Source organism: Bacillus sp. BB51/4, from assembly GCF_008368845.1.
Classification (GTDB): Bacteria; Bacillota; Bacilli; order Bacillales; family Bacillaceae_G; genus Bacillus_A; species Bacillus_A wiedmannii.
This window is the reverse complement of the sequence record NZ_QOSC01000036.1, coordinates 26592-52260: the sequence shown is the minus strand read 5'-3', so window position 1 is coordinate 52260 and position 25669 is coordinate 26592. Positions and strand designations below refer to the sequence as shown.

27 protein-coding genes are annotated in these 25669 nt (G+C 33.8%); 17 read left to right on the top strand and 10 right to left on the bottom strand.

Annotated elements, in window-relative coordinates:
- Nucleotides 1-26: 26 nt before the first annotated feature.
- Nucleotides 27-1523, bottom strand: coding sequence for a glycosyltransferase (locus DN392_RS29815; protein ID WP_061673305.1), 1497 nt, complete (start codon nucleotides 1521-1523; stop codon nucleotides 27-29).
- An 87-nt stretch (nucleotides 1524-1610) separates the two neighbouring features.
- Nucleotides 1611-1871: a hypothetical protein gene (locus DN392_RS29810; protein WP_064449483.1), complete on the bottom strand. Its 261-nt coding sequence runs from the start codon at nucleotides 1869-1871 to the stop codon at nucleotides 1611-1613.
- 403 nt (nucleotides 1872-2274) lie between these two features.
- Here DN392_RS29810 and DN392_RS29805 point away from each other — a divergent pair, with 403 nt between their 5' ends.
- Entirely contained in the window at nucleotides 2275-3732 is a 1458-nt protein-coding gene (locus tag DN392_RS29805) for an MFS transporter (protein WP_088321618.1), read from the top strand.
- Nucleotides 3733-3790: 58 nt separating this feature from the next.
- Here the strand turns inward: DN392_RS29805 and DN392_RS29800 are convergent, their stop codons facing one another.
- Genes DN392_RS29800 through DN392_RS29790 form a run of 3 tightly spaced genes read right to left on the bottom strand, consistent with a single transcriptional unit; the run spans nucleotide 3791 to nucleotide 6964 of the window.
- Nucleotides 3791-4900: a DUF4018 domain-containing protein gene (locus tag DN392_RS29800; RefSeq protein ID WP_064449482.1), complete on the bottom strand. Its 1110-nt coding sequence runs from the start codon at nucleotides 4898-4900 to the stop codon at nucleotides 3791-3793.
- Nucleotides 4875-6038 (bottom strand): DUF58 domain-containing protein, encoded by a 1164-nt coding sequence (locus DN392_RS29795; RefSeq protein ID WP_064449481.1) that lies wholly within the window; start codon nucleotides 6036-6038, stop codon nucleotides 4875-4877. The genes DN392_RS29800 and DN392_RS29795 overlap by 26 nt, the downstream gene beginning before the upstream one ends.
- Nucleotides 6035-6964: an AAA family ATPase gene (locus DN392_RS29790; protein WP_048560660.1), complete on the bottom strand. Its 930-nt coding sequence runs from the start codon at nucleotides 6962-6964 to the stop codon at nucleotides 6035-6037. Before DN392_RS29790 ends, DN392_RS29795 begins: the two co-directional genes overlap by 4 nt.
- Before the next feature lie 204 nt (nucleotides 6965-7168).
- Here DN392_RS29790 and DN392_RS29785 point away from each other — a divergent pair, with 204 nt between their 5' ends.
- On the top strand, nucleotides 7169-7486 hold the full coding sequence (locus tag DN392_RS29785; protein ID WP_064057066.1) for a PadR family transcriptional regulator: 318 nt from the start codon (nucleotides 7169-7171) through the stop codon (nucleotides 7484-7486).
- A gap of 7 nt (nucleotides 7487-7493) precedes the next feature.
- Nucleotides 7494-8030: a DUF2812 domain-containing protein gene (locus DN392_RS29780; protein ID WP_064057067.1), complete on the top strand. Its 537-nt coding sequence runs from the start codon at nucleotides 7494-7496 to the stop codon at nucleotides 8028-8030.
- Nucleotides 8031-8354: 324 nt separating this feature from the next.
- Here the strand turns inward: DN392_RS29780 and DN392_RS29775 are convergent, their stop codons facing one another.
- Nucleotides 8355-8603 (bottom strand): hypothetical protein, encoded by a 249-nt coding sequence (locus tag DN392_RS29775; RefSeq protein WP_048547666.1) that lies wholly within the window; start codon nucleotides 8601-8603, stop codon nucleotides 8355-8357.
- Between the two features lie 283 nt (nucleotides 8604-8886).
- Here DN392_RS29775 and DN392_RS29770 point away from each other — a divergent pair, with 283 nt between their 5' ends.
- The 9 genes from DN392_RS29770 (at nucleotide 8887) to DN392_RS29730 (ending at nucleotide 14803) form a co-directional block, all read left to right on the top strand.
- The gene (locus tag DN392_RS29770) at nucleotides 8887-9270 is read left to right on the top strand and encodes a VOC family protein (protein ID WP_048560663.1); all 384 of its coding nucleotides are present in this window, start codon (nucleotides 8887-8889) and stop codon (nucleotides 9268-9270) included.
- Between the two features lie 14 nt (nucleotides 9271-9284).
- Nucleotides 9285-9827 carry a GNAT family N-acetyltransferase gene (locus DN392_RS29765; protein ID WP_000506655.1) on the top strand — a complete coding sequence of 181 codons (543 nt, stop codon included), beginning with the start codon at nucleotides 9285-9287 and terminating at the stop codon, nucleotides 9825-9827.
- Nucleotides 9827-10408 carry a kinase gene (locus tag DN392_RS29760; RefSeq protein WP_000556580.1) on the top strand — a complete coding sequence of 194 codons (582 nt, stop codon included), beginning with the start codon at nucleotides 9827-9829 and terminating at the stop codon, nucleotides 10406-10408. The genes DN392_RS29765 and DN392_RS29760 overlap by 1 nt, the downstream gene beginning before the upstream one ends.
- Nucleotides 10409-10431: 23 nt before the next feature.
- Nucleotides 10432-11010: an HAD-IA family hydrolase gene (locus tag DN392_RS29755; RefSeq protein WP_064449480.1), complete on the top strand. Its 579-nt coding sequence runs from the start codon at nucleotides 10432-10434 to the stop codon at nucleotides 11008-11010.
- 168 nt (nucleotides 11011-11178) lie between these two features.
- On the top strand, nucleotides 11179-11913 hold the full coding sequence (locus tag DN392_RS29750; protein ID WP_064057070.1) for a LytR/AlgR family response regulator transcription factor: 735 nt from the start codon (nucleotides 11179-11181) through the stop codon (nucleotides 11911-11913).
- Nucleotides 11913-13229 carry a GHKL domain-containing protein gene (locus DN392_RS29745; protein WP_088321619.1) on the top strand — a complete coding sequence of 439 codons (1317 nt, stop codon included), beginning with the start codon at nucleotides 11913-11915 and terminating at the stop codon, nucleotides 13227-13229. Before DN392_RS29750 ends, DN392_RS29745 begins: the two co-directional genes overlap by 1 nt.
- 89 nt (nucleotides 13230-13318) lie before the next feature.
- Complete coding sequence (locus tag DN392_RS29740) at nucleotides 13319-13996, top strand: YhfC family glutamic-type intramembrane protease (protein ID WP_064469839.1); 678 nt, start codon at nucleotides 13319-13321, stop codon at nucleotides 13994-13996.
- A 2-nt stretch (nucleotides 13997-13998) separates the two neighbouring features.
- The gene (locus DN392_RS29735) at nucleotides 13999-14385 is read left to right on the top strand and encodes a DUF3887 domain-containing protein (RefSeq protein ID WP_088321620.1); all 387 of its coding nucleotides are present in this window, start codon (nucleotides 13999-14001) and stop codon (nucleotides 14383-14385) included.
- A 106-nt stretch (nucleotides 14386-14491) separates the two neighbouring features.
- Nucleotides 14492-14803, top strand: a complete 312-nt coding sequence (locus DN392_RS29730; protein ID WP_088321621.1) for a hypothetical protein — start codon at nucleotides 14492-14494, stop codon at nucleotides 14801-14803.
- A gap of 40 nt (nucleotides 14804-14843) precedes the next feature.
- Here the strand turns inward: DN392_RS29730 and DN392_RS29725 are convergent, their stop codons facing one another.
- Together DN392_RS29725 and DN392_RS29720 are read right to left on the bottom strand one after the other, a co-directional pair.
- Nucleotides 14844-15059 carry a helix-turn-helix domain-containing protein gene (locus DN392_RS29725; RefSeq protein ID WP_000974615.1) on the bottom strand — a complete coding sequence of 72 codons (216 nt, stop codon included), beginning with the start codon at nucleotides 15057-15059 and terminating at the stop codon, nucleotides 14844-14846.
- A 10-nt stretch (nucleotides 15060-15069) separates the two neighbouring features.
- Nucleotides 15070-15552: a DUF2975 domain-containing protein gene (locus tag DN392_RS29720; RefSeq protein WP_000809087.1), complete on the bottom strand. Its 483-nt coding sequence runs from the start codon at nucleotides 15550-15552 to the stop codon at nucleotides 15070-15072.
- Between the two features lie 323 nt (nucleotides 15553-15875).
- Between DN392_RS29720 and DN392_RS29715 the strand changes: the two genes are divergently transcribed.
- The 4 genes from DN392_RS29715 to DN392_RS29700 all read left to right on the top strand — a co-directional run bounded on the left by DN392_RS29715 (nucleotide 15876) and on the right by DN392_RS29700 (nucleotide 22367).
- Nucleotides 15876-17537 (top strand): alkaline phosphatase, encoded by a 1662-nt coding sequence (locus DN392_RS29715; RefSeq protein WP_000067229.1) that lies wholly within the window; start codon nucleotides 15876-15878, stop codon nucleotides 17535-17537.
- 302 nt (nucleotides 17538-17839) lie between these two features.
- Nucleotides 17840-20221, top strand: coding sequence for an immune inhibitor A domain-containing protein (locus DN392_RS29710; RefSeq protein WP_000727913.1), 2382 nt, complete (start codon nucleotides 17840-17842; stop codon nucleotides 20219-20221).
- Nucleotides 20222-20596: 375 nt separating this feature from the next.
- Nucleotides 20597-21628, top strand: coding sequence for a Delta(5) desaturase DesA (gene desA / locus DN392_RS29705; protein WP_000171508.1), 1032 nt, complete (start codon nucleotides 20597-20599; stop codon nucleotides 21626-21628).
- Between the two features lie 283 nt (nucleotides 21629-21911).
- On the top strand, nucleotides 21912-22367 hold the full coding sequence (locus tag DN392_RS29700) for an RtcB family protein (RefSeq protein ID WP_000916215.1): 456 nt from the start codon (nucleotides 21912-21914) through the stop codon (nucleotides 22365-22367).
- Between the two features lie 196 nt (nucleotides 22368-22563).
- Here DN392_RS29700 and DN392_RS29695 read toward each other — a convergent pair whose 3' ends face one another.
- Nucleotides 22564-22911: a VOC family protein gene (locus DN392_RS29695; RefSeq protein ID WP_000589594.1), complete on the bottom strand. Its 348-nt coding sequence runs from the start codon at nucleotides 22909-22911 to the stop codon at nucleotides 22564-22566.
- A gap of 303 nt (nucleotides 22912-23214) precedes the next feature.
- The gene (locus DN392_RS29690; RefSeq protein ID WP_000195554.1) at nucleotides 23215-24639 is read right to left on the bottom strand and encodes an amino acid permease; all 1425 of its coding nucleotides are present in this window, start codon (nucleotides 24637-24639) and stop codon (nucleotides 23215-23217) included.
- A gap of 270 nt (nucleotides 24640-24909) precedes the next feature.
- On the opposite strand from DN392_RS29690, the gene DN392_RS29680 reads away from it, so the two are divergent.
- Nucleotides 24910-25659, top strand: coding sequence for an IclR family transcriptional regulator (locus DN392_RS29680; RefSeq protein ID WP_000250770.1), 750 nt, complete (start codon nucleotides 24910-24912; stop codon nucleotides 25657-25659).
- Nucleotides 25660-25669 lie beyond the last annotated feature (10 nt).

The window sequence follows — 25669 nt, the reverse complement described above, 5'->3', positions numbered from 1 at the left end:
TATTATTTAGTAGGTAGGATGTATAATTAAAAGCACTCTTTACCTCTTTTTTGTTCGATGAGGTAAGAAATTGCTTCTATATGATCGCCAATGATTTGTTGTGTTGCTAATGAAAGGGAACTTTCCTCAGAGAAGTGTTTTTCAGGTCGAACACGATTCAATTTATCAACGTCGACAGAATGGACATTTTGTACATGAAAGCCTGCTAAAATTGTTTTAACTTGACTTAAGGTTGGTGAAAGAAGTGAATCAAACCCAATTGTATGAATGCATTTTCGACTAAAAGCATGAGGGACAGCAATTGTGGATCCCATACCTAAATCTTTCCGATTACATGCTAAGTTGATAGCATATTTACATGCGGTGACGATAGAATACGGTAGACGATACATATAGTAGTACTCTAGTTTATTTAAAGCTAAGTCCGTGCCATTTTGAATAGATTGTACAAATGGTAATAAATCATAACTAGAAATTAAGAAATCTCCATCTACAAATAATAGTATTTCACCTTTTGCAAAAAAGGCACCGACAGCACGTCCCGTATCATTTCCAAGTGCTTCTTCGTAACTTATAACTGTTGCACCGCAACCCTTCGCCAATGCCTCTGTTTTATCTGTTGATCCATTAACAATAACGATAATTTCAAAAGGTTTTAATTTCTGTACCTCAAAAATGACAGATTCTATCGTTTTTTCTTCATTTTGAACAGGGATAATAACTGATAATTGCTTATCTCCATAAGTATTTGAATAAAACTCTTTACCTGTAATTATTTTTGGGATGTATTTTGGTTCACCGTTTTGAAGCCCTAAAATAATATCACGATTTCGATTACAATCGGTATAGTTTCCTCTTTGATCTCGCACTAGATTGATCCAATTTGCAATGGCTGCAAGATGATAATGAATGAGTTGAGTTGAAGGAAAAGAGGGAACTTGAGGGATAGAAATTTTTAATTGATCGCAAATCCGAAATTTATGTTCAATAATTTTCATTTGTGCCAATATTGGATTTGATAAACTATCTGAAGTAATTACCTCAAGTACTTCTTTTGTCATTGCATAGGGAGGAAATAATAAGGAGTTAACATTTAAATCTGGACGATGAAAAAAATGATTCGTAACTTGCTGCCAAATCATTGCTAAATTTGGCTGTTGTTTTTGATAAAAAAAATCATCTAAATTATTTAATACGACGTCAGCAAATCCATTTAGTAACGGTTGAAGAAATTGTATAAGTGAGGAGGCGTGAATAATGTAATTTTCATCTAAAAATAAGAGGTACTCTCCCTTTGCTTTTTTTGCACCAATTACATAACAATTAGTAGATTCTATCGGCTCTTTTAGTGTAATAATTTCACAATTGTAAGATCGCGCAATATCAATAGAATCATCGACACTACTAATAATAGTAAGGATAATTTCAAAAGGTTGTAGTTGTTCACATGCTTTCAAAATTTTAGGTAAATTTTTTATTTTATGTTGTATGGGGATAATAATAGAAATTGGATTTTTACACATAAGCAGTCTCCTTTTTAATCAGAGGTAGTTGTTAATAAGATTAGATAAAAGAGGAGATACATTTTCTTTTTGTTATAAGCATAACAATCATTTAGTTTTATTAGACTCATAATTTTCTTTACTTGTATTAGAACCTTTATTTATTCCAGAAGCGAGTAAATTATTGAGAACGCTAAGGTCTAATTGCAGAGGGATGGAGTTTTCGGATGGAGTTTTCTCATTTTCTTCTTTTGTAGTTAATATAGTCTTTATATTTTTAATTTCTTTATATTGTTTTAAGGTAATGAAAAATCCAGAAATAATTAAGAGAAAAGAAACAGTAGTAAGTGAAAGTATTATTTCCAACATAAAATAGCCTCCTTTAAAACTATAATAATATTATAGTTGAATGTAATAAAACAGAATTCGAGCTAATGAGTTCACTTTTTAAATATATGCAAATCTTTAGTAAAAGTTACTGGTTTCTAAGTTATAGGAAGCAATTATAGAAACGTTATAAATATAAATAAATGAAAGGTTCATTTGTAGTGTAAAGGTATATATTATATAGCCTAAACTTCATTTTATAAAAAGTTAAATAGGGTGTAAATTTATACAAAAAGAGCATTTAATTGGACAAATAATTAATTATGTGAAATAATAATAACAGACAAGGAGACGTTGATTTTCCTTAAGTGCTTCGAATTAATTTTATTCAATAAGAGAAGGTGTGCTTAAAGAAGTTAAATTAAAAAAGGAGCTGATTTATTATATGCAACAAAATAATGATTTAAATTTTGAACCTCAAGACGTTAATATTGTCAATCCTAAACAAGCCAGGAAAGCAGTAGTTGCTACTGGTATAGGGAATGCAATGGAGTGGTTTGACTTCGGATTATACGCGTATTTAGCGGTTATCTTAAGTCAATTATTCTTCTCAGGTGTTGATAATAGTGGATTGCAACTTGTACTTACATTTGCTACTTTTGCAGTGGCCTTTCTCGTTCGACCAATCGGAGGTGTATTCTTTGGTAGAATAGGAGATAAGTACGGCCGAAAAATCGTGTTAAGTACTACTATTATTTTAATGGCACTTTCTACATTATTCATCGCATTACTACCAACCTATGAACAAATTGGTGTATGGGCACCAATACTACTTTTAGTTGCCCGAATGATTCAAGGCTTCTCTACAGGCGGCGAATATTCAGGAGCAATGGTTTATATCGCAGAATCTTCTCCAGATAAAAAGCGTGGTATACTCGGTAGTGGTCTTGAAATTGGAACACTCTCAGGTTACATTGCTGCATCGGTAATTGTTACCATTTTGACGTTATTGTTAACAGATGAGCAAATGCTCAGCTGGGGCTGGCGTATTCCTTTCTTAATAGCTGCACCAATTGGTTTGGTCGGTTTATATTTACGCCGTCATTTAGATGAATCTCCCATCTTTGAAGAGATGGAAAAAGCACAAGAGGAATCTGAAGACAACGAACAATTTTCATTTATGGATATATTAAAATATCACAAAAAAGACTTCTTATTAAGCACAATAATTGTCGCCTTCTTTAATATTACGAATTACATGATTCTTTCGTATATTCCTTCTTATCTAACTCAAGTACTTAAAGTCAAAGAAACAACTGGCTTATTAATTATTTCTATTACGATGGCACTTATGATTCCGCTAGCACTTTATTTCGGTAAATTAAGTGATAAAATTGGTAATAAACGCGTCGTGCAAATTGGTTTACTTGGTTTAACAGTATTTGCAATTCCAGCATTTTTACTAATAGGTAACGGACATATTGCAGCTATATTTGCAGGTATTTTCGTATTAGGATTCTTCCTAAGTGTATATGAAGGAACATTACCTTCATTATTACCATCACTATTTTTCACCGATGTACGTTATCGAGCGCTTTCGATCTCATTTAATATTTCTGTATCGATATTCGGTGGAACAACACCGCTCGTATGTTCATACTTAGTTCATGCAACCGGTAACCCGCTTGCACCGGCATTTTATTTAGCAGGTGTAAGTATTATTGGATTAGTCGTATTTAGTGTATTATTCGTTACAACTTCAGGACGTGCACTAAAAGGTTCATATCCTACAGTAGAATCGAAAAAAGAAGCACACCAGATTGCAAAAGAAGACCCTGAAGAAACACTTTGGTGGCATGAAGAGTCGTTAGAAATTGAAGCAGGGAAAAATGCTTCAATTTAAAAAGTAACGTAGAAGTATAAAAAGACTCCTATGAAAATAGGAGTCTTTTTTTGTTATGTTATTTCTTTCTTTTCTTCAAATTCTTCTGATACAAATAAAGCTTATGAATCTCTTCCTTAAATTCCTGAAGTAGCATCATATCCTCACTATTTGAATAACGTACTGTATTATAAGCATTTACAATAATATGACTCTGAATATTTACATCTTCTTCACTATTTATTCTTTCTAACCATGCTTCAACAGTTTCTCCTCTTTTTCTATTTAAAGGAGGAGTTAATTTACTCTCCAGTTTAAAAATTTCTTTTCGAATTTCATTATGTGGCGGTTTGTTTCGTTTAAAATGTTTTAAACTCATTCCTTCTTTATCAGTGATAATAGTAGATTCGAAGGCAGAGATATTTGGTAAACTTAATTGTTTTCGTTTTTTTATTATTTTCCAAACGACGTAAAAAGCGATGACTGTACAAACTAATATTGTAATACTATTTATAAGGGTTGGATCAAAAGAACGATGTCCAAATTCATCCTTAATTTGAGGATCTTTTAAATTTCCTTTATTCGACCAAAAATCGTCTGTTTCTTTTGATTCAGCTGCCGAAAATAACGGATTAATGGCGTATCCAAATCCTAAAGCAACTACTTGTACGGTATAAGAAAAAAGAAGCCGAATGTATGGGAAAATAGGAATGAGGAAAGCACTAATTATTCCAATCGTAATAAGAGACGCGAAACGTAATAACTGCTGATTACGATTTGCCCCGGTTAACCAAAATGTAATCATTATGTGTATAACTAACAGTAACAGTTTCCACAAAGGTGGAAAGGGCGCATAAAATACGGCTGAAATACTAAACCAAACAATACCGCCTAATGATTTTTGAACTGGATATCCTGGTCCGATTACATGTACGATAAAGAAGAAAAGCGGTAACATTATTGTGCCAAATAGAGAGAAAGAGAGAAAGAGAGAACAACCGATTATTTGAGTAATTAACAGTATGACAAAACCTGTTGTTTTTTTCTTCATTAGTTTATGGATAAGAAATACTCCAATATAGCCTGTTGCTAAAAATATAGCAATGCCGATGAGTTCATCTCTTTCCGTTAATAACGAAAGGAGGAGCAGCAGAATAAAGTCATTAACGTGATAAAGCCAAGTTTTCAAGCTTTTCCACCATCCCTTCGTTATTAATGAGAAACGTAGGCTGAGAGAGAAGAGGGAGTTCATTTCTCTGTAAACCAATGTATATCATTGTAGACGATCGTTCTCTTTTTCTCGTTACATAATGAAGAAATCCTTGTTTCGGAAGTAACGTACTATCATCTGAAATACGCGCTAATTCCTCTAAAGATATTCCGTAATGTGTTTGCCCTTCGTTTAATGGTAAGTGCAGAGGACCACCTTCAGCTAATACACTAATAAATAGTTCAAACGGTATTTGATGCTTCGTTGCGTATTGACAAATGTATGTTGCAAATGAAATAAGGTCTTCTATATTATCTTTCCAACCAAACCCGCGATCAGCAGCTAATGAAAGACAAATCGTCCAACTATAATTTTTTACAGGTTCATATTGCTTCGCCTGTAATTCTTGCATTTTAGCAGATGCTTTCCAATGAATAGAACGGAAAGACTCACGTTCATATCGTTTAACACCGATAATAGATGTTTCATCATTGTAAAAAGAAAAATTCGTTCGATAAGATCCAGTTAAAAGTTGCTGTAGTTCTTGTAAGCCTGCTACTTCTTTAGGAGAAGGGTACACAATAATTTCAGTCCTCAATTTATCAAAAATGGGCAAATGTACAGTTAAAAGATGAAAAGGATCTTTCAAGACACATTCGAACTGTTCAATTTGAAACACACCACGTTTCGTTGCGGTTAATGTTAAATCCCACTTTTGCGCCGAATGAGCAGATTGTGAAAACGGGAAAGAGAATAGTGTTTTTGATATTTGTTCAATTCCTTGATCTTTTTGTGGTAGTAGTGACGGATTTAAATGAAAATAACAAACACCGTTAACGAGCGGTATATTTGCTCCATTTTTTAAATGAATAAAAAACTGCCCAGATTCATTAGGAAAAAGCCGAGTAGTTTGTTTCTCATTTACGACTTCAAATGTTTTCTCTATGTAAGCGACATATTTATAAATGAAAATCGCAAATAAATAATAGAAGAAAAAGAGAAACATAATGATTCGTTGTGGCATAAAAAATGTAAATAGTATAGCGCCTGGGACAGTTAGTTGAATAATATGGAGTTGGAAAAATAAAGGTACAGTTACAACGCGCTGTCCATTCATGTTTGTTCAATCTCCACTGGTACGTCAACCTCTTTTAAAATCCTTTGCATAATTTCATTTTTTGTCGTACGTAATGCACCTTCCATTGATAAGACGATACGGTGATTCCAAACAGAAGGAACTAAAAATTGTATATCTTCTGGCGTGCAATATTCTCTGTCGCGTAAAAAGGCTAGTGCTTGAACTGCGCGTACTAAAGCTAATGTGGCACGCGGGCTTACACCGTTAGCGATGTAATCATGATTTCTTGTAGCGTGAGCAAGTTTAATAATGTAATGTTCTAACGGTTCTGATACGAAAATTTCTTTTACTCGTTTCTGTGCTTCTAAAATATCATCTAAAGAAATAACAGATGTGACACTTTCTAGTGGTACATCGCTACGAAAACGTCGCATCATTTGTAGTTCATCCTCTGGAGACGGATAACCAATTGAAATCGTCATTAAAAAGCGATCAAGCTGTGCATCTGGAAGAGGGAAAGTTCCTTGTGATTCAATTGGATTTTGCGTCGCAATAACAAAGAACGGTTTCGGAAGAGGAGTAGATTGCTTTTCAAGCGTTACTTGTCGTTCTTCCATCGATTCTAATAAACTAGACTGTGTTCTAGGCATAGCGCGGTTAATTTCATCGGCAAGCAAAATATTGGTCATGACTGGCCCAAGTCTTAACTCGAATTCACTCGTTTTTGGATTGAAATATTCAATACCTGTTACATCACTCGGTAGTACATCCGGTGTAAATTGGACGCGAGAAAAATTACCACCAATACTTTTAGAAAGTGTTTTCGCAAGTAACGTTTTCCCCGTACCAGGCACATCCTCAAGCAGTACATGTCCATCAGCAAGCAATGAAACGAGTAATAAATCTATAACATTTTCTTTACCGACAAAAACCGATCCTATGTTTTCTTTCAATTTATTTATCATATGTATCATTCCTTTCAAAATATAAGCGGATATTTCTATATTTTAACAAATTATTCAGAAAATTGATATGATTTTTTAATTCAAAGAAATGAATATCCAGTTATTAAATTATACTTGCATATTTTGGAATGTAGTTATACAATATCGATATACGATGTATCGTTAGTCGATATATCAGTAAGCGATGTATCGGAGGTGGTTATAATGAATGCGAAAGCGAAAAAATATATTCCGTTAACAGAGGCGACATATTACATATTGTTATCACTAGTGAAACCAATGCATGGTTACGGAATTATGCAAATGGTAGAAGAGATGACAAATGGAGAAGTAAAGCTCGGTCCAGGTACTTTATATGGGAATACGACGAAGTTACTAAAAGAGAAGTTAATAGTTGAAGTGGCCTCTACAGATAGAAAGAAGTGCTATGAGTTAACGCCACTTGGTAAAGAAGTATTAGAGCTAGAGTATAACAGGTTGCAGAGATCTGTAAGGAATGGGAATAGTATTTTAGGGGAGTGAATGGAAGATGGAGACTAAAAGGGTATTTAAGTTTTTTACGGCATGGAATTTAGAAAAAGAAGAAGCTTTTTTACGAAAGATGCATCAGCAAGGTTGGGCATTACAAAAATATAATTTAATGTATACGTTTAAGAAAACTGAGCCAAAAGATGTAATATACAAAGCTGATTTTAGATTAGTTTATAGAGATTCGAAAGAACAACAACAAGAGTATTTCGAAATATATGAAATGTCAGGTTGGGAACGTGTAACAAGTTTCACAAGATGGAATTATTTTTGTAAAGAGGTAGAAGAGGTAAATGAATTACCTGATATATACTCAGAAAAGGAGACGAGGGTACAAAAGCTAAATGAGTTATTGCTATTCCTTGTTATTATATCAGCAAGTATATTACCATCAATGTATAACTTATTTTTAAGCCCGATGGAATCAAGAGTGCCAATTTGGGCGAAAGTTATGACAGGTCTTACAGGTTGTATGTGGATATACTTCTTTATAAGACTCTCTTGGAAAATTAAGAAATTAAAAAGTGAAATATTATAATAAAAAGTAGAGTTAAAAAGAAGTTGATTTTGTAAAGAGAGAAGAATATCGGAATCAACTTCTTTTGTTTCTATATAATCGTATTTTTGTTCACTCTTTTTTATATAATAAAAATCTATATAAAGGCACAAAATTAACAGTTACGAAGAACCCAACCCAAAAATAATAAATGAAGAAAAAATGATTCATATCGAAGATCAAAAAAATAAAAGATGACTAAAGAGGTTTGGGTGTAACTTATAATAAGGAAGAAAAACATTTTTTGATTAACATATTAAATCGATAAACCCCCTACAAAAAATTGGTAGGGGGTAATAAAATTATTTAAGAAAAAGATTGATTTTGCGCAGGTTTAATAAATTGCTCCGGGTTTTCAACAAGTCCGCATACAGCGCATTGGACTCTGTATGTTGGTCCTTGATAGGACATATGAAAAGCATTCATCGTTTCGTTTGTGTATTCTTCTTCTACTTGACCAGTTTGTGGATTTAACTTGACTGGTTTTACTTGTTGCTCAAGAATATTAAAGCGAGTACGGTTCGTTTTACAGCTTGGACATAGCATTGGTTCCATATGTATACACCTCCATTTGTAGCATTTCTTAAACTCATTAATTTTATGCAAGCAAAAAAACTTTCTCAATATAAATGGGTGTCTAAAGTATTTAAAATTCAGAAAAAATAAAATATAATAAAAGTACGAACTGGTTATGTCCAAACCAAATCTCCTGTTTTATGCCAATAAGCTGGGGGGCCGAGAAATCGGCCTCATTTTTTTTTGCTCGTTGCTATACGAAACAAGGTTTTTATGAGACATTTGTCGAAATTTTAGGGATGGATATAAAGGAGGATGTAAAATGAATTTAAAAATGAAGTACATCATTTTATATGTAGAAAAGTTTGAAGAATGTTTAAGATTTTATAAAGATATTTTACAGTTACCTATAAAAGCAGAGCATGGTACATATATTGAGTTTAATACTGGTTCTACAATTTTAGCGATGAACACGAGGCAAGATGTGAAAGAATTAACAGGACTACCACTTACAGAAGGCGAGTTACAATCTTCTCATTTTGAATTGGGATTCGTTGTTGATCATGTACAAGAAACAATCGAACAATTTAGAGAGCAAGGTATTAAAGTTTTAGTGGAGCCAATTGTGAAACCGTGGGGACAAACAATTGCCTACATTGCTGATCCAGATGGGAATTATATTGAAATTTGCAGTTCATTAGAATAGAAGGAGAAAAAGAGATGGGGTTTCCGAAACTAGAAACAGAACGTTTACAATTAAGAGAACTTACATTGTTAGATGCAGAAATGATGTTTCATTATTTTTCAAAAGAATCTGTTATACGTTATTTCGGAATGGATTCTTTCGAAAATATTGAGCAAGCGAAAACGACTATTCAAACGTTTAAAAATCGTTATGAAGAGGGAAGTGTATTTCGCTGGGGAATAGAGAAAAAAGGGACAGGGCAATTAATTGGAACGTGCGGATTTCATTTAATTAACAATCATCATAAACGTGCTGAAATTGGTTATGAATTAGACGATACATATTGGGGACAAGGATATGCATCTGAAGCGTTACAGGCGATTTTAGTTTACGGGTTTGAAACATTGCAACTAATTAGAATTGCTGCTGTTGTATATGTAGAAAATAAAGCTTCTCAAAAGTTGTTAAAAAAAGCAGGTTTTCAAGAAGAAGGATTACTTCGAAAACATATGATTCAAAATGGAGTCGCTCATGATACCATTTTATACTCGTTATTAAAAGAAGAGTGGAAGAAGTAATGCACACGGCTGAAATTATAAATGTTATGAAAAAACATAAAGAAAACAGATTCATTTTAGGTATAGATGGTTTAAGTCGTTCCGGAAAAACGACATTCGCAACAAACTTAAAGGAAAATATGAAACAAGAAAGTATTCCGTTTCATATTTTTCATATTGATGATCATATAGTGGAGCGTAATAGACGCTATCATACAAACCATGAAGAATGGCATGAGTATTACCATTTACAATGGGACATTGAATGGCTCCGGCAGGAATTTTTTCAAAAGCTACAACATGAAACGAAATTGAAATTACCTTTCTATCATGAAGAAACAGATATATGTGAAATGAAAAAAGTACAGATCCCTATTGTAGGTGTAATTGTAATTGAAGGAGTATTTCTTCAGCGAAAAGAATGGAGAGATTTCTTTCATTATATGGTGTATTTGGATTGTGCAAGAGAGACAAGGTTTCTACGCGAGAGTGTGGAAACGCAGAAAAACCTTTCAAAGTTTGAGAATAGGTATTGGAAGGCAGAGGATTATTACTTAGAAACGGAATCGCCGAAGGATAGGGCGGATGTAGTCATCCAATGATTTGAAAATAGAAGGTGAATATAATGAATATTTTATGGGATTTTGATGGGACGTTATTTGATACGTATCCAGTTTATACAAAAATTCTTTCTCAAGTTTTAGGGAAGGAAATAAGCGAAGAAGAGATCTATACAAAGTTAAAGGTTTCATTTTCACACGCAATTGATTATTATGAAATATCAACAAAACAATTAAGTGAAATTGATGTATTAGAAAGTCGCATTATGATAGAAGATATTAAGCCATTTGAAAAAGTGGAAGAGGTTTTAAAGTTTGCTGATAAAAATGTAATTATGACTCACAAAGATAGAGCAGGAGTATTATCAATATTAAATCATTACGGCTGGAACAAATACTTCGTAGACATGGTTACAATTGACGATGGTTTCCCCCGAAAACCGAACGCTTTATCTTATGATTATTTGCATAAAAAGCACAGTATTGATTTAGCTATTGGTGATAGAGAATTAGATTTATTACCTGCAAAAGAATTAGGTATTTCAACATGTATGTTTCAAGGGAATTGTGATGTAGCGAATTATTCTTTATCGCATTACTCGGAATTTTTTAAGGTAGTGATTGATAGAGAGGTTATTTTATAAATAATTCAAATAAAACCTTTACTTTTTTTTTGAAAGTAGAGGTTATTTTCTATGCTTTATAAAAATTAATACTATCTAGTACATAGAAGGAGATTAGTATAACAATTTGAATTATATAGTTATAGATAAATCTATAGATAAAAAGATTTCAATAAAGCGAGTGATCCCATGAGTATTTTTATTTTAGAAGATGATGTCATACAAGCACGGCAAATGAAGCGGTTAGTTGAAGAGGTTTGTGAGGAGTATATGTTGCCTTTTGATTTTATAGAGGTAACTAGTAAAAGTGAGAACATTATTACGAACATTCCTAAGGCGAGGTATGTCCCAATCTATTTTTTAGATATAGAGATAAAAAGAGAAGAACGTAAAGGGTTACAAGTGGCACAAGAGATACGGAAGTATGACACGCAAGGAATTATTGTGTTTGTAACGACGCATTCTGAATATGCACCTATTTCGTATCAATACATGGTATCAGCTTTAACTTTTATTGATAAAGGGTTGCCATACGAGGAGAGGCGTAACGTTTTTGAACAATGTTTACTCCAATATGAAGCGCGTAATAAGCATATTATTCCGTCCGATGACTTTATCGTTGAAAATAGTAATGCAACTGTGCGGGTTCCGTTTCATGAAGTTGAATATGTTATGACCGATGAACCGCACCGTTTAGCATTAGTGACGTTAGATCGAATTGTTTATTTTTATGGGACTTTAAAAGAAATTGAATTAGTAGATGAACGTTTATTTCGTTGTCATCAATCATATATCGTGAATACGAAGCAACTGTCTTCTTACGATGCGAAGCAAAAAATGATAGTTTTAAAAAGCGGGAAACGTATTCCAGTATCACGGCGCTTAGTGAGTAAAGTACGTAACATATTAAAGGGTGAGATGTAATGTATATTTATGATTTATTTGCAATACTGCTTACTAGTATAAGCCATACGTTTTTATACATTCAATTAATCCGGTACAACAGATTGTCAGTTAGAATGTTAATAGCTTTAAGTGCAGTATTCATTATTTTACTTGCTATTGTCGTAACAGTAACGAGATACCCAGAGTTGAATAGTACTATTGTGTTATTTTTAATAAGTTTAGGATTAATGCATAATGAATTGAAATTTAAGCATAATGTATATTTTGCACTAGTGAGTATGGTAATTATAACGTTAGTGAAAATGTTGCTTTTCGATTTAGGAATGAAAACCTTTATGTTAACGCCATTCAATTTATATTTATGGACGGGTAGCATGATTCATCTTATCGTATCAACCCTTACTTTTATCGGTATTTTTGTAGCTCGGAAAAGAATCCGAAAAATTGCTCAATATATAGTAGGTAGTCGGCTATACTATGTAACTTATATATTATTAATTGCCGGATTTATTATTGAATTAATCTTAACTCAGCCATCTACTGCGTTTTTAGCACAATTAAATCGACAATACAGTGAATTAAGTTATATTTCAGCGATTATTGTATTTTTATTATTAGTCATTATAGTACTTATAAGTTCACATTTATCGAAAGCAAAGTTACGAGAAGAGCATGAAAAACGCTTAGATAAAGAGTTATTAGATTATGTGGAGAAATTAGAGGATATGCATGACGAGCTTGCTAGTTTCCGTCATGATTATATGAATGTATTATTATCGTTAGAAGAGGGAATACGTACGAAAAATGTGAAAGAAATTGAGCAAGTGTATTATGAGGTTATAGCTCCTACGTTAAAAACAATAAATGATCATGAACTTGATATTGCGAAATTATCTCGCATATATATTCCTGAAGTAAGAAGTGTATTAAGGGCGAAAGTTAGCACTGCTCAGCACCAACAAATAAAAGTAATGCTTGATATACCGGAAAACATCGAAAGTGTTTCGATGACGATTATTTCATTTATTCGTATCATTTCAGTTTTAGTAGACAATGCAATTGAAGAAGCAGTACATAGTGAGGAAAAGATATTGCAAATCGCCTTCTTTGAAATGGATTCACGACAATATTTTATCGTGCGTAATAGTTCAAAGAGTGAAGAGCTTGATCTGCGAAAAATTTATGAGAAAAACAATTCAAGTAAAGAGGGGGCTAGAGGATACGGGTTATTCTCATTAAAACGTATTATGAATAAAACAAATAATGCGACGTTAGAAACAACTTATGTACGTCCTTATTTCACGCAAACATTCATATTAAAAGAGATAAAATGACCATCTATGATGAAAATGAAACCGAATAGGAAAGAACTACATACTTTCTTCACTCGTTTTTATATACTTCAAGTAAGAGGTGAAGCGAGATGAATGGACTTATTTTTACAACAATGATTTGCTTTGGTTTACCGCTTGTAGCACTTTTATATGCTGTTTGGAAGAAACGCTATATTCCATATATGTTAGGTGTATTGGCTTTTGTTGTATCGCAAATATTGATCCGCATACCAATACTGAATTATGTAAATGGAACTAGCACAGATTTTCAAATGTTTTCAATAATGCAGCCTGTATTATTTGTACTTTTGCTTAGTTTATCAGCTGGAATTTTTGAAGAGATAGCTCGTTTTATCGCAATGCGTTATTTTATGAAGCAACGAGATTGGCAGTCTGGTTTTTTATTTGGAGCAGGGCATGGTGGTATTGAAGCGGTGTTGATAGTTGGTATCCCGGTAATATCCCTATTATTGTCACAAACAGTCATTCAAAATGGTGACAGTTATTATTTCGGCGGTATTGAGCGCATCTTCGCGATGGTATTGCATATTGGACTGTCCTTCATTATATTACAAGCTGTCGTCCAAAAGAAATTTCGTTATGTTGTCTATGCAATTCTCATCCATGGAACTGCAAATGCATTAGCTGGCATTATATCGCTATATGTACCAGGGAAAAGCGGGATCATAATGTCAGAAGTTTCAATAGCAATTTGTGCTTTACTCGTTTTTAGTTATAGTTTCACTTTAAAAAGAAAGGGTGTATGAAAATGAGAAGAATGTTACTTATTATTATAAGTGCTATCGCGGCGTTCGCGCTTGCAGCATGTACCGGTAATAAAGTAGATGAAAGTACGTCAAAAAAGTTTATTCCAAAGGCGGAAGAAATTGTATCATTACTAAATGAGGCGAAGTATAAAGACGTACACGAAAAATTTGATAGTAAAATGAAAGTTGGATTGCCAGAAGAAAAAATGAAAGATCTTACACCTGTAATTGAGAAAGCCGGTACGTTCGAAAAAATTGAGAAAAAATCGATTGAAGAAAAAGATGGTTCATATACTGTTATTCTTGTAGCGAAATATAGTAAAGAACAACGGACATTCATTATAACTTATAATAATAAAGAAGAAATAGCAGGTTTATATATTAACTAAAAACAGATACAGTGGAAGTTCTCGCTGTATCTGTTTTTTTTGTGTTAACTAAATTATGGATATTTGTGCTAATATGAACTCATAGCTATAGAGAAGGGGTGTGAGTATGAAAACTGAAATAGTTCCTAAAAAGAAGTACAGCATAATAAGCTACATATCTTTACTCATCGGCATTTTATGTTTTCTATTCGTTTTTATAACGCCAACAAGGATAGCGAATGCAGGTAATATAGTGGGAGATTATATTACAGTTGCCCTCACAGTTGCAGGAATTATACTTTCTATCATTACGATGGCGAAAAAAGCAGAGAAGAAGGGGATTGCTATTCTTTCATTAATACTGTCCTCATCATTTTTTATATTTTGGATCATCGCAATTATTTTATTGTTTACTGGTCAAATTAGTTTTGCGCCGTAATATGTAATAAAAAGAGTCCTTCTCGTATGAAGGACTCTTTTTATTCGGTATCTTCCGGTTGATATTCTAAAATATCCCCTGGTTGGCATTCTAACGCTTTACAAATAGCATCTAAAGTTGTAATTCTAATTGCTTTTGCTTTTCCATTTTTTAATATAGAAAGGTTAGCCATTGTAATTCCAACCTTCTCTGAAAGTTCAGTTACACTCATTTTTCTTTTCGCTAACATTACATCAATATTAATTATTATTGCCATGTTATTCACCTCAGACCGTTAAATCATTTTCTGATTTTATATCTATCGCATCTTTTAAAAGTCTTTGGAGAACGGCAGCAAAGACTGCGATAACTATTGAAGCAAAGATAAGGATCATGCCAATTATTATAATACCTGGTGCATCATCTCTCTCTGCTACAAGATAGAAAAGCGGCATACCTACTACATATAATACACTAATTGTAATAGCACATTGTTTTATCTTTTTTAAAGCTCTAACAGATAATTTCGAGAAGGCGTTCCCCTTATCAATGTAGCTTACAAGTTTAAAGGATTGATATAGAGCAAAATAAAAAGGTATCACCGTTGCATATAGATTGATTAAAACAAGATATTTTATATATGCAATATCCGGGTATAAGTCCGCTGCGTAATTCCCGATATTAGGAATTAAAAATATACACAAAGCAAAAACAGGAATACCGATAAGGATAATTGCTGTCTTTAAAAAGAGTGTTGATCCTTGTTTCATATAAAGCACCTCATTTTTAAATTATCATATTAATTTAACATAAATTTTATCGTTTAACAATAAATTCTTATTTATTTCAATCGGATTTTTATTGAGAAACAAATTTTAGTGAAGAGAATGATAAGACGTTTTTATAAAAAAGGTGTGGTCTCTAGTTATTTGAACATAAAAAGCTATGATATGTACCGTTCGTTGCTTTACTAATAAAAGAAAGTAAAGGTAATGATTGTTAGCTTCATGAAAATTGGGGACTAATAAAACATATATAGGTTGTGGAAATCTTTTTGTATATAAATGAATGTGAAACATACGGAGGAACAACAATGTCGAATTTGGGTTTATTGATGAAGAAGTTACTGTTAGTAGGAACAATCACACTAAGTATGTTATGTACGGAAAGCATGATGAATTATCATACGGTGGAAGCTAAGGTGAAACAAGTAGAACGGCAACCGAAAAATGTAATCATAATGGTTATGGACGGAACGAGTTCTTCAGCAACGACATTAGCTCGCTTGTATAAAGGGAAACCACTTGCACTAGATGAAATTGTAACAGGAGGAGTTCGTACCTATTCGGCGGAATCAGCTATAACAGACTCAGCTCCAGCAGCTACAGCTTTAGCGACGGGGAATAAATCGAATTCAGGATATGTAGGTATATTACCTTCTATTGTAAGTTCACCTGGATTAAAATCAATAAAAGAAGAGGACAAGTTACGTCCAGTTGCCAATGTTTTAGAAGGTGCCAAACGCACTGGTCGCGCAACTGGAATAGTTGCTACAGCTGAAATTCAGCATGCTACTCCCGCTGGATTTTCTGCTCACCATATTAACCGTAAGCGTTTTGACGTAATTGCGGAGCAGCAAGTGTATCAAAATATAGATGTCGTATTAGGTGGGGGAAAAGAGGCACTGCTACCTATAAAAAGAAAAGATGGTGAAGATTTAGTAAAGGTGATTCAAGACAAAGGATACGACTTTGTTGAAACGAAAGATGCATTATTGAACTCTAAATCTAAGAAAATTTGGGGCTCTTTCTCACATAATGCTCTTGCGTTTGATATGGATCGTGAAGCAACAAATCCGGAGCAACCAACACTTTCTCAAATGACGGAAAAAGCAATTCAAACACTATCAAAAGATAAAGATGGTTTCTTTTTATTTGTAGAGGGAAGTAAGCCAGACTGGGCAGCTCATGTGAACGACCCAATAGGGATAATTAGTGATGTATTAGCATTTGATAACGCAGTTGCAGAAGCATTGGAATTTGCAAAAAAAGATAGTAATACGATGTTAATAGCTGTAACTGATCATGGTAACAGCGGTATTTCTATTGGGAATACGAATACGACAAAAGGCTATAATATTACGCCGGTCTCTGCATACATTAATCCATTAAAAAAATCGAAAATGACACTTGAAGGTGCTACAAATAAACTGAAATCTGATTTATCAAATGTAGAAGATGTAGCTAAATTATACGGTTTGGACAATTTAACTTATGAGGAAAAAGAAAGAGTAAAAGCAGCAAAAAAGAAATCGGATGTAGGTCCAATACTTACTACATTATTGGCCAATCATGCGAACATAGGCTTCACAACAGGAGGCCATACAGGTGAGGATGTGTTTTTATATTCTTACGGTCCTCAAAAGCCAAACGGTTTGATCCAAAACATAGACATTGCGAAGACGATGGCGAAAGCAATGGGCTTTAACTTAGAAGAAGTAACAAACAAATTATTTGTAGAGAGTGAATTAGCCTTTAAACGAAAAGGTGCAACAGTAACAATAGATAATACTGATGCAGAAAATCCGGTGCTCATAGTAAAACGTAATAATGTAAAAGCTCAATTGTTTGTAAATAAAAATATAATTCGTATTAAGAATAAAGAATATGAATTAGGTAGTGTCGTTGTAGAAAGCAATGGCAAGTTCTATATACCAGAAGAAGCAATCCGCTTATTCATAAAGCATTCTCGTTAAAAAATGCCAATTCCTTAGCAAGTACTTAGGAATTGGCATTTTTTGTGTAGATGAAATTTCATTCGAAAACAAGAGTAAAGAGAATCGCTGTTTCTACAAAAATATTCTCTACGTTTATAAGTTATTGTGAATGAGGATTTTGCAATATTAGACCTATTGCTATCATATATTTTTCGCCCTGCCTAAAAAAATATTTCTCAACATTCTCTTTGTTGAAAAAAGATTGAATATTCGTATTATAAAGAATATTATGTTGTTATCGGCAAAAAACGATAATTTGCAGACACTGGGGAGGAAATACATTGAAAAAGAAATTAAAACCATTAGCGGTATTAACAACAGCAGCAGTACTAAGTGGTACGTTTGCTTTTGGAGGTCATGCAGCGTATGCTGAGACACCAACATCATCTCTACCAATAGATGAGCACTTAATACCAGAGGAACGTTTGGCAGAAGCGCTGAAACAACGGGGAGTAATTGATCAATCTGCATCACAAGCCGAGACATCAAAGGCTGTCGAAAAATATGTTGAGAAAAAGAAAGGGGAAAACCCTGGAAAAGAAATCTTGACAGGAGATAACCTTACGCAAGAAGCTACAGATTTTATGAAAAAAGTAAAAGATGCAAAAATGAAGGAGAATGAACAGGCGCAGCAACCAGAAGTAGGACCAGTTGCTGGACAAGATGCAGGATTGAATTCTAGAAAATTAAATGGAAAAGTACCTACTACACCAGCGAAGCAAGCTGAGTACAATGGAGCTGTTCGAAAAGATAAAGTGCTTGTTTTACTCGTAGAATTTAGCGATTTTAAGCATAATAATATTGATCAAGAACCGGGTTATATGTATTCTAAGGACTTTAATCGTGAACATTATCAAAAAATGTTATTTGGTGATGAGCCATTTACGTTATTTGATGGATCGAAGATTAATACATTTAAACAATATTATGAAGAACAATCTGGCGGAAGCTACACAGTTGATGGAACTGTAACAGAATGGCTTACTGTTCCAGGAAAAGCGTCAGATTATGGTGCGGATGCGGGTACTGGTCATGATAACAAGGGGCCTTTAGGACCAAAAGATTTTGTGAAAGAAGCATTAAAAGCAGCGGTAGCAAAAGGCATTAATTTAGCTGATTATGATCAATTTGATCAATACGATCAAGATGGTGATGGAAATAAAAACGAGCCAGATGGAATTATTGATCATTTAATGGTTGTACATGCGGGCGTAGGTCAAGAAGCTGGCGGCGGTAAATTGAAAGATGATGCGATTTGGTCTCATCGTTCAAAACTAGGCTCAAAGCCATATGCAATTGATGGTACAAAATCTTCAGTTTCAAATTGGGGCGGAAAGATGGCTGCATATGATTATACAATTGAGCCTGAAGACGGAGCAGTTGGTGTGTTTGCACATGAGTACGGTCATGATTTAGGCTTACCAGATGAATATGATACAAAGTATTCAGGGCAAGGTGAACCTGTTGAATCATGGTCCCTTATGAGCGGCGGTAGCTGGGCTGGAAAAATTGCGGGAACAGAGCCAACAAGTTTCTCGCCACAAAATAAAGAGTTTTTCCAAAAGAATATGAAGGGTAACTGGGCGAATATCGTTGAGGTAGATTATGATAAACTGCGCACAGGAATCGGTACTGCAACATTTTTAGATCAAAGTGTTACAAAATCAAAACGACCAGGAATCGTTCGTGTTAACTTGCCAGACAAAGATATAAAAAATATCGAATCAGCATTTGGTAAGAAGTTTTATTACAGCACAAAAGGAAATGACATTCATACAACACTTGAGACACCAGTATTTGACTTAACGACTGCAACGGATGCTAAGTTTGATTATAAGGCATTTTATGAATTGGAAGCGAAGTATGATTTCCTTGACGTAAATGCGATTGCAGAAGATGGAACGAAGACACGTATTGATAGAATGGGCGAAAAAGATGTAAAAGGCGGCGTAGATACAACAGATGGTAAGTGGGTTGATAAATCATACGATTTAAGCCAATTTAAAGGAAAGAAAGTAAAACTGCAATTTGAGTATGTAACAGATATTGCAGTAGCTTATAAAGGATTTGCGTTAGACAATGCAGCATTAACTGTAGATGGAAAAGTTGTTTTCTCTGATGATGCAGAAGGACAGCCAGCAATGACGCTAAAAGGATTTACTGTGTCTAACGGATTTGAACAGAAAAAACATAACTACTATATCGAGTGGCGAAATTACGCTGGGTCTGACACGGCGCTACAACATGCACGTGGTCCAGTATTTAATACAGGAATGATTGTATGGTATGCGGATCAAAGCTTTACAGATAACTGGGTAGGCGTTCATCCAGGCGAAGGATTCCTTGGGGTAGTAGATTCTCATCCAGAGGCAATCGTAGGAACATTAAATGGACAACCAACTGTGAAGAGCAGTACGCGTTATCAAATTGCCGATGCGGCATTCTCATTTGATCAAACGCCAGCATGGAAAGTAAATTCGCCAACCCGCGGTATCTTTGATTATAAAGGATTGCCAGGCGTTGCGAAATTTGATGATTCTAAGCAGTACATCAACAGTGTTATTCCAGATGCCGGACGTAAGTTGCCGAAACTTGGATTGAAGTTTGAAGTAGTAGGTCAAGCTGAAGACAAGTCTGCAGGTGCAGTTTGGATCCATCGCTAAAATAAAATGAAAAGGAGCTGCCATAAGTCGGTGAAACCTGACTTATGGCAGCTCTTTTCTTCTTGTGAGAAAAAACTGTTACATAAATACAAATCGAAAAAAATTACCATTTTAAAAAATGAAAAGATGTACAGAAGTGAAAAAGTCCTCTGCTTTTATATATATTTATTGGAAAAAATAGATGTTTCTTTTATAATTGAAATGCTCCATCAGTCCGATTATATAAGGTTTTTTGACCGTAAGTAATTTGTAAGTAATGAGTAAGAAAAAAGAGATTTTTATATTATATAATATTTATTACAGCTACTTTTAACACCTGATACTAATAGTATGCTATAATGTGAATTAGCAACATAAAGGAAAGGAATTAGACCAATGACATTAGAAAATACTAAAAATTTAAAAAAACAAGTTGCTCCGTATGAAAAATCAACGATTAAAAAAAGTGTGTGGCAACTTATTAACACAATTGTGCCGTTCATTATTTTATGGTACCTTGCTTATAAAAGTTTGTCCGTTTCTTATTGGTTATCGTTAGTTCCATCTCTGTTAGCCGCTGGTTTTATGACACGGATTTTCATTATTTTTCATGATTGTACCCATTATTCATTCTTTAAAAGTCGACCTGCAAATAGAATCGTAGGGACATGTATGGGTGTGTTAACTTTATTCCCGTTTGATCAATGGGGACATGAGCATTCTATTCATCACGCTACAAGTGGTAATTTGGATAAGAGAGGTACAGGAGATATTTGGACGCTTACAGTGGATGAATATGTAGCTGCTCCATTTAGACTGCGTTTAGCATATCGCTTATATCGCAATCCATTCGTTATGTTTGGATTAGGTCCGATTTATGTTTTCTTACTTAAAAATAGATTTAACCGAAAAGGTGCTAGACAGAAAGAACGTATGAATACGTATTTGACGAATATTATAATCGTTGCTTTAATAGCTATACTTTGCTGGGCAATTGGGTGGCAATCGTTTCTGTTAGTGCATGGCACTATATTCTTAATAGCAGGTTCAGTAGGAATTTGGCTGTTTTACGTACAGCACACATTCGAAGATTCTTATTTTGAAGAGGATAAAGATTGGGAATATGTGAAAGCGGCAGTGGAAGGAAGTTCATTTTATAAACTTCCAAAAATCTTGCAATTTCTAACTGGTAATATTGGATTCCATCATGTTCACCATTTAAGTCCAAGAGTACCTAACTATAAACTAGAAGAGGCACACAATAATACGCTTCCGTTAAAAAATGTACCAACGATTACACTTGCTACAAGCTTACGATCACTCCGTTTTCGTCTTTGGGATGAGAAAAGTAACAATTTTGTTACCTTTAAAGAATTCAAAAAAATAATTAAAAACAATGTCTCTGTTCGAGTGAAATCTGAACTATAATTTCATCGTATATAAAAAACTCTCCTTAATCATTTTCGATTTAAGGGGAGTTTTTGTTTAATTATTATATGACCGATATTGAGGAGGGGGGAATGCTTATGTGTAGGTATAAATATAAAGAGACAGTAATTATGTTATGTAAACAAAATCCTTCATTATAATTTTTTATTATAGTGAAGGATATAGTACATATATAATGGAAAGCAGAAGGTGGATGATAGTAATTATAAGAACACATACAACGTAATAAAATAATTCTTTCAAAAGGAAGGGGACATGAAAGATGTTGAAATTACAAGGGAAATACAATGAAGCAAAAGTATTTACGAATAACATTGATGAGACTGCAACTGGGCAGATTATTGATCTTTGTAACCAAGAATTCGTAAAGGATAGTCAAATTCGTATTATGCCAGATACACATGCAGGAGCAGGTTGCACGATTGGGACAACGATGACAATACAAGATAAAATATTTGGTAAAGGTAATCCAGACTGGAACTTTTCTGGTCCGCACGGGGCAGGACGTATCATGAGTCGTAAGAAGGCTAAAGAATTATTGAGTCTAGAGGACTTCCAAAATACGATGAAAGAGGTTTGGACTACATCGGTAGTAGAGAGCACAATTGATGAGGCACCAATGGTATACAAGCCAATGGATGAAATTATAACAAATACAAAAGAAACGATAGATATAAAGCACAATATTAAGCCATTATATAATTTTAAAGCGAATTAGAAGGGATAAATAAGCAGCCAGAAAAAACTATTTTTCGTATTTTTTGTTTGGAAACAATCTAATCAAGGGAAGTAGTTTCATTTTATTGCGATGGGATAGAAAAAGTCGATTTCCTGTGGAGTTAAGAAATCGACTTTTTTATTTATTTTGTTGGATGAAAGCAACCGTTAGCTTAATAGCAACGGATTATAACCGTCTATTTCTCCCAAAGCTCAATTAGACGACCTTCAGGATCTTTAATCCAAATAAACTTTCCGAACTCACTAATTTCTTCTTTCTTTTCAAGAGGTACACCAATATGTTCAAGATGCTGAATAGTCTCATTTAAATTATGTACTTCAAAATTTAACATCACTTGCTGTTCTATTGGAAAATAATTATCATTTTCGGTAAAGAAAGAAAAAATAGTCTCATTTCCTAATTGGGGTTTAATCACAGTCCCATTCCAATCTTCGATTTCAATTTTCAACACTTCACTGTACCATTTTTTTATAACATCAAGATTGTTAGTTCTCCAAAATATTCCCCCGAACCCTTTTATCATTGTAGATAACTCCTGTCTTTTTTTAAATTTTTAAGCAATATATATTCAATATATCAAAACAGTAACAGTAAGGAAAATCAATAACGTATTAAAAGTGAAAAAATCCAATTACTAGTATTGTAGTATTTACCGCATTATGGAAATCGGTATCACTTTTCAAAGAACTTACAACCCAAGTAAAGGTATATAGTAATACTGACTCGTATGAGGTAATGAATGAAAAGGGAATAGAACAAATGCCAATGATAAAAGACCGCATATGAAATGAAAGCCATGTGCGGTCTTTTATATATAAGTATAGTATTACATAGTCTCGCTAATTTCACTTTCACTATGAGTGTTAGTAGAAATTCTTTTCTTAACTTTAAAGTGATAGTAAGTATAACAAAAAATGATAAACGGTACAGTGCAATAGATTCCAAGTCGTTGTTCTGGGATAAAAATAAGACTGATTAATATAATGCCATACAATCCAAAACCAAGAATTGGTACAAGTGGATAAAGTGGAGTTTTAAATTTTAAGTCTTCTAATTTTCCACCTTCTGCTAAATAATGTTTACGGAAAAAGAATTGAGAGACACAAATTGACATCCAAACAATGATTGTAATGACGCCAGAAATGGAAATTAACCATAAGTAAACTGTTTCAGCAGCTACGACGCTTGTTAACAGAGAAAAAGCAGAAATAGAAATTGTCAAAATTAAAGCGTTTAAAGGTATTCCTCGTGAAGATAATTTTTTTAAAAAAGCCGGAGCCATTTCATTTTTTGATAATGACCAAAGCATGCGAGTTGCAGCGTACAGTCCAGAGTTTGCGACAGAAAGAACAGCAGTAAGAATAACAAAATTCATAATATCAGCTGCATATGGAATACCAATATTATCAAATACAGCAACGAATGGGCTCTTTGTTAATCCTGCTTCTTTCCAAGGAATTAAAGCAACAAGAACAAAGATTGCTAAGACGAAGAAAAACATCGTGCGCCATATAATATTTCTAATAGAACGAGGTAAAGTTTTTGCTGGATCTTCACTTTCACCTGCTGCGATTCCGACAAGTTCTGTACCTTGGAAGGAATAATTGACTGTAACCATTGTTAATAGAATAGCTGCAAGTCCATTTGGGAATAAACCGCCATGATTTACGAAATTTGATAATAACGGGGCTGGTTCGTCGCCTTTTAAGTCAATAAAACCGAACATAGCGGCACCGCCAAGGATAATAAAAGCTATAATGGCAGATACTTTTATACTTGAAAACCAAAATTCTGTTTCTGCATAACTACGAGCAGATAATGCGTTAATCGTGAAGATTGTAACGCCAAATATTAAACACCAAACCCAAACAGGAATATCAGGAAACCAGCGCTGCATTGTAATGCCGGCAGTTGTAAATTCAAGGCCGGTTGTATTCGCCCAGCTTAGCCAATACAACCATCCGATTGTAAATCCAGTTGCAGGATTGATGAACTTAGTTGCATATTCCTGAAAAGAACCTGAAACAGGCATGGCTACAGCAAGTTCACCAAGACAAAGCATAACGAAATACATTAATAATCCACCGGCCATAAAGGCAAGTACGGATCCACCAGGTCCAGCTTGACTTATAATAAAACCAGATCCGTTAAATAACCCCGTTCCAATCACACCACCGAGTGCAATCATGAATAAGTGTCTACTTTTCATCGTACGTTTTAATTCATTGTTTGTATTACTTACTTGCGTCATTGTTTTCCTCACTTTCATAGTTGATAGAATGAAGTTTGATGTTTTTCCGTATTGTGGAATGTATTCCGTGATGTGAAATCTTGTTATAATTTTCAGATAATTAAAAAGAAAAGTCAATATTTTTTTGTTCGCGCTTACAAATTGTTATCAGTGGCATATTTTTATTTTTAGAAAATTGAATAAATAGATTGATTTCATTTTAAATTTTTGTTAAATTGATAGGTAATTGAGCGAACTAGCATATTACAAGTCAAGCTGAGGTGAGTTATTATGGTGCAGTCCATTGATAGAGCGATAAGTATTATAAAGTTGTTAAATTCTACTAATGAAAAAGAGTATTGGGCTATTTCTGATATAGCGGACAGAACACATCTCCCAGTTAGTACAGTACATAGATTACTTAACTCTTTAATCGAGCATGGGTTAGTTACGCAAATTTCAGAAACGAAACAGTACAAAATTGGGCCAATGTGGATGGAAATAGGATTACGTCAATTGGAGAAAGTAGACTACAGATCAGTTGCAAGAGAAGTGATGAAGCGGTTAGCCTCTGAAGTGGAAGAAAGTGTTTATTTGAACATTCCAAATGGAACACATTCTATTATCATTGAAAGAATGGATAGCCCTTTAAAAATTCGAGTTATTGATAACTTAGGGGAACAAATTCCACTTTCAATTGGTGCCGCAAATAAAACGATGCTTGCCAATATGAAAACGAATGAAATGGAACATATTGTAGAACATTTACTTTCTTCATTACCAGAACAAAAGCACATTCTTTTAGATCAAATAAAGCAAATAAAAACTGAAGGATATGCGGTAAGTTATGGTGAAAAAACAGAAGGGACAGCTTCAGTAGCTGCACCTATTATCGGATTTAATCATAAAGTAGTAGGAGCATTAAGTGTTGGGCTAATTAGTCATCGCATAAATGATGATCGACTATCTTTTCTTATTAGTAAGGTAAAACAAGCAGCTCATGAAATATCAATAAAAATCGGCAGTACATCAGAACTATAATTTTGATAAC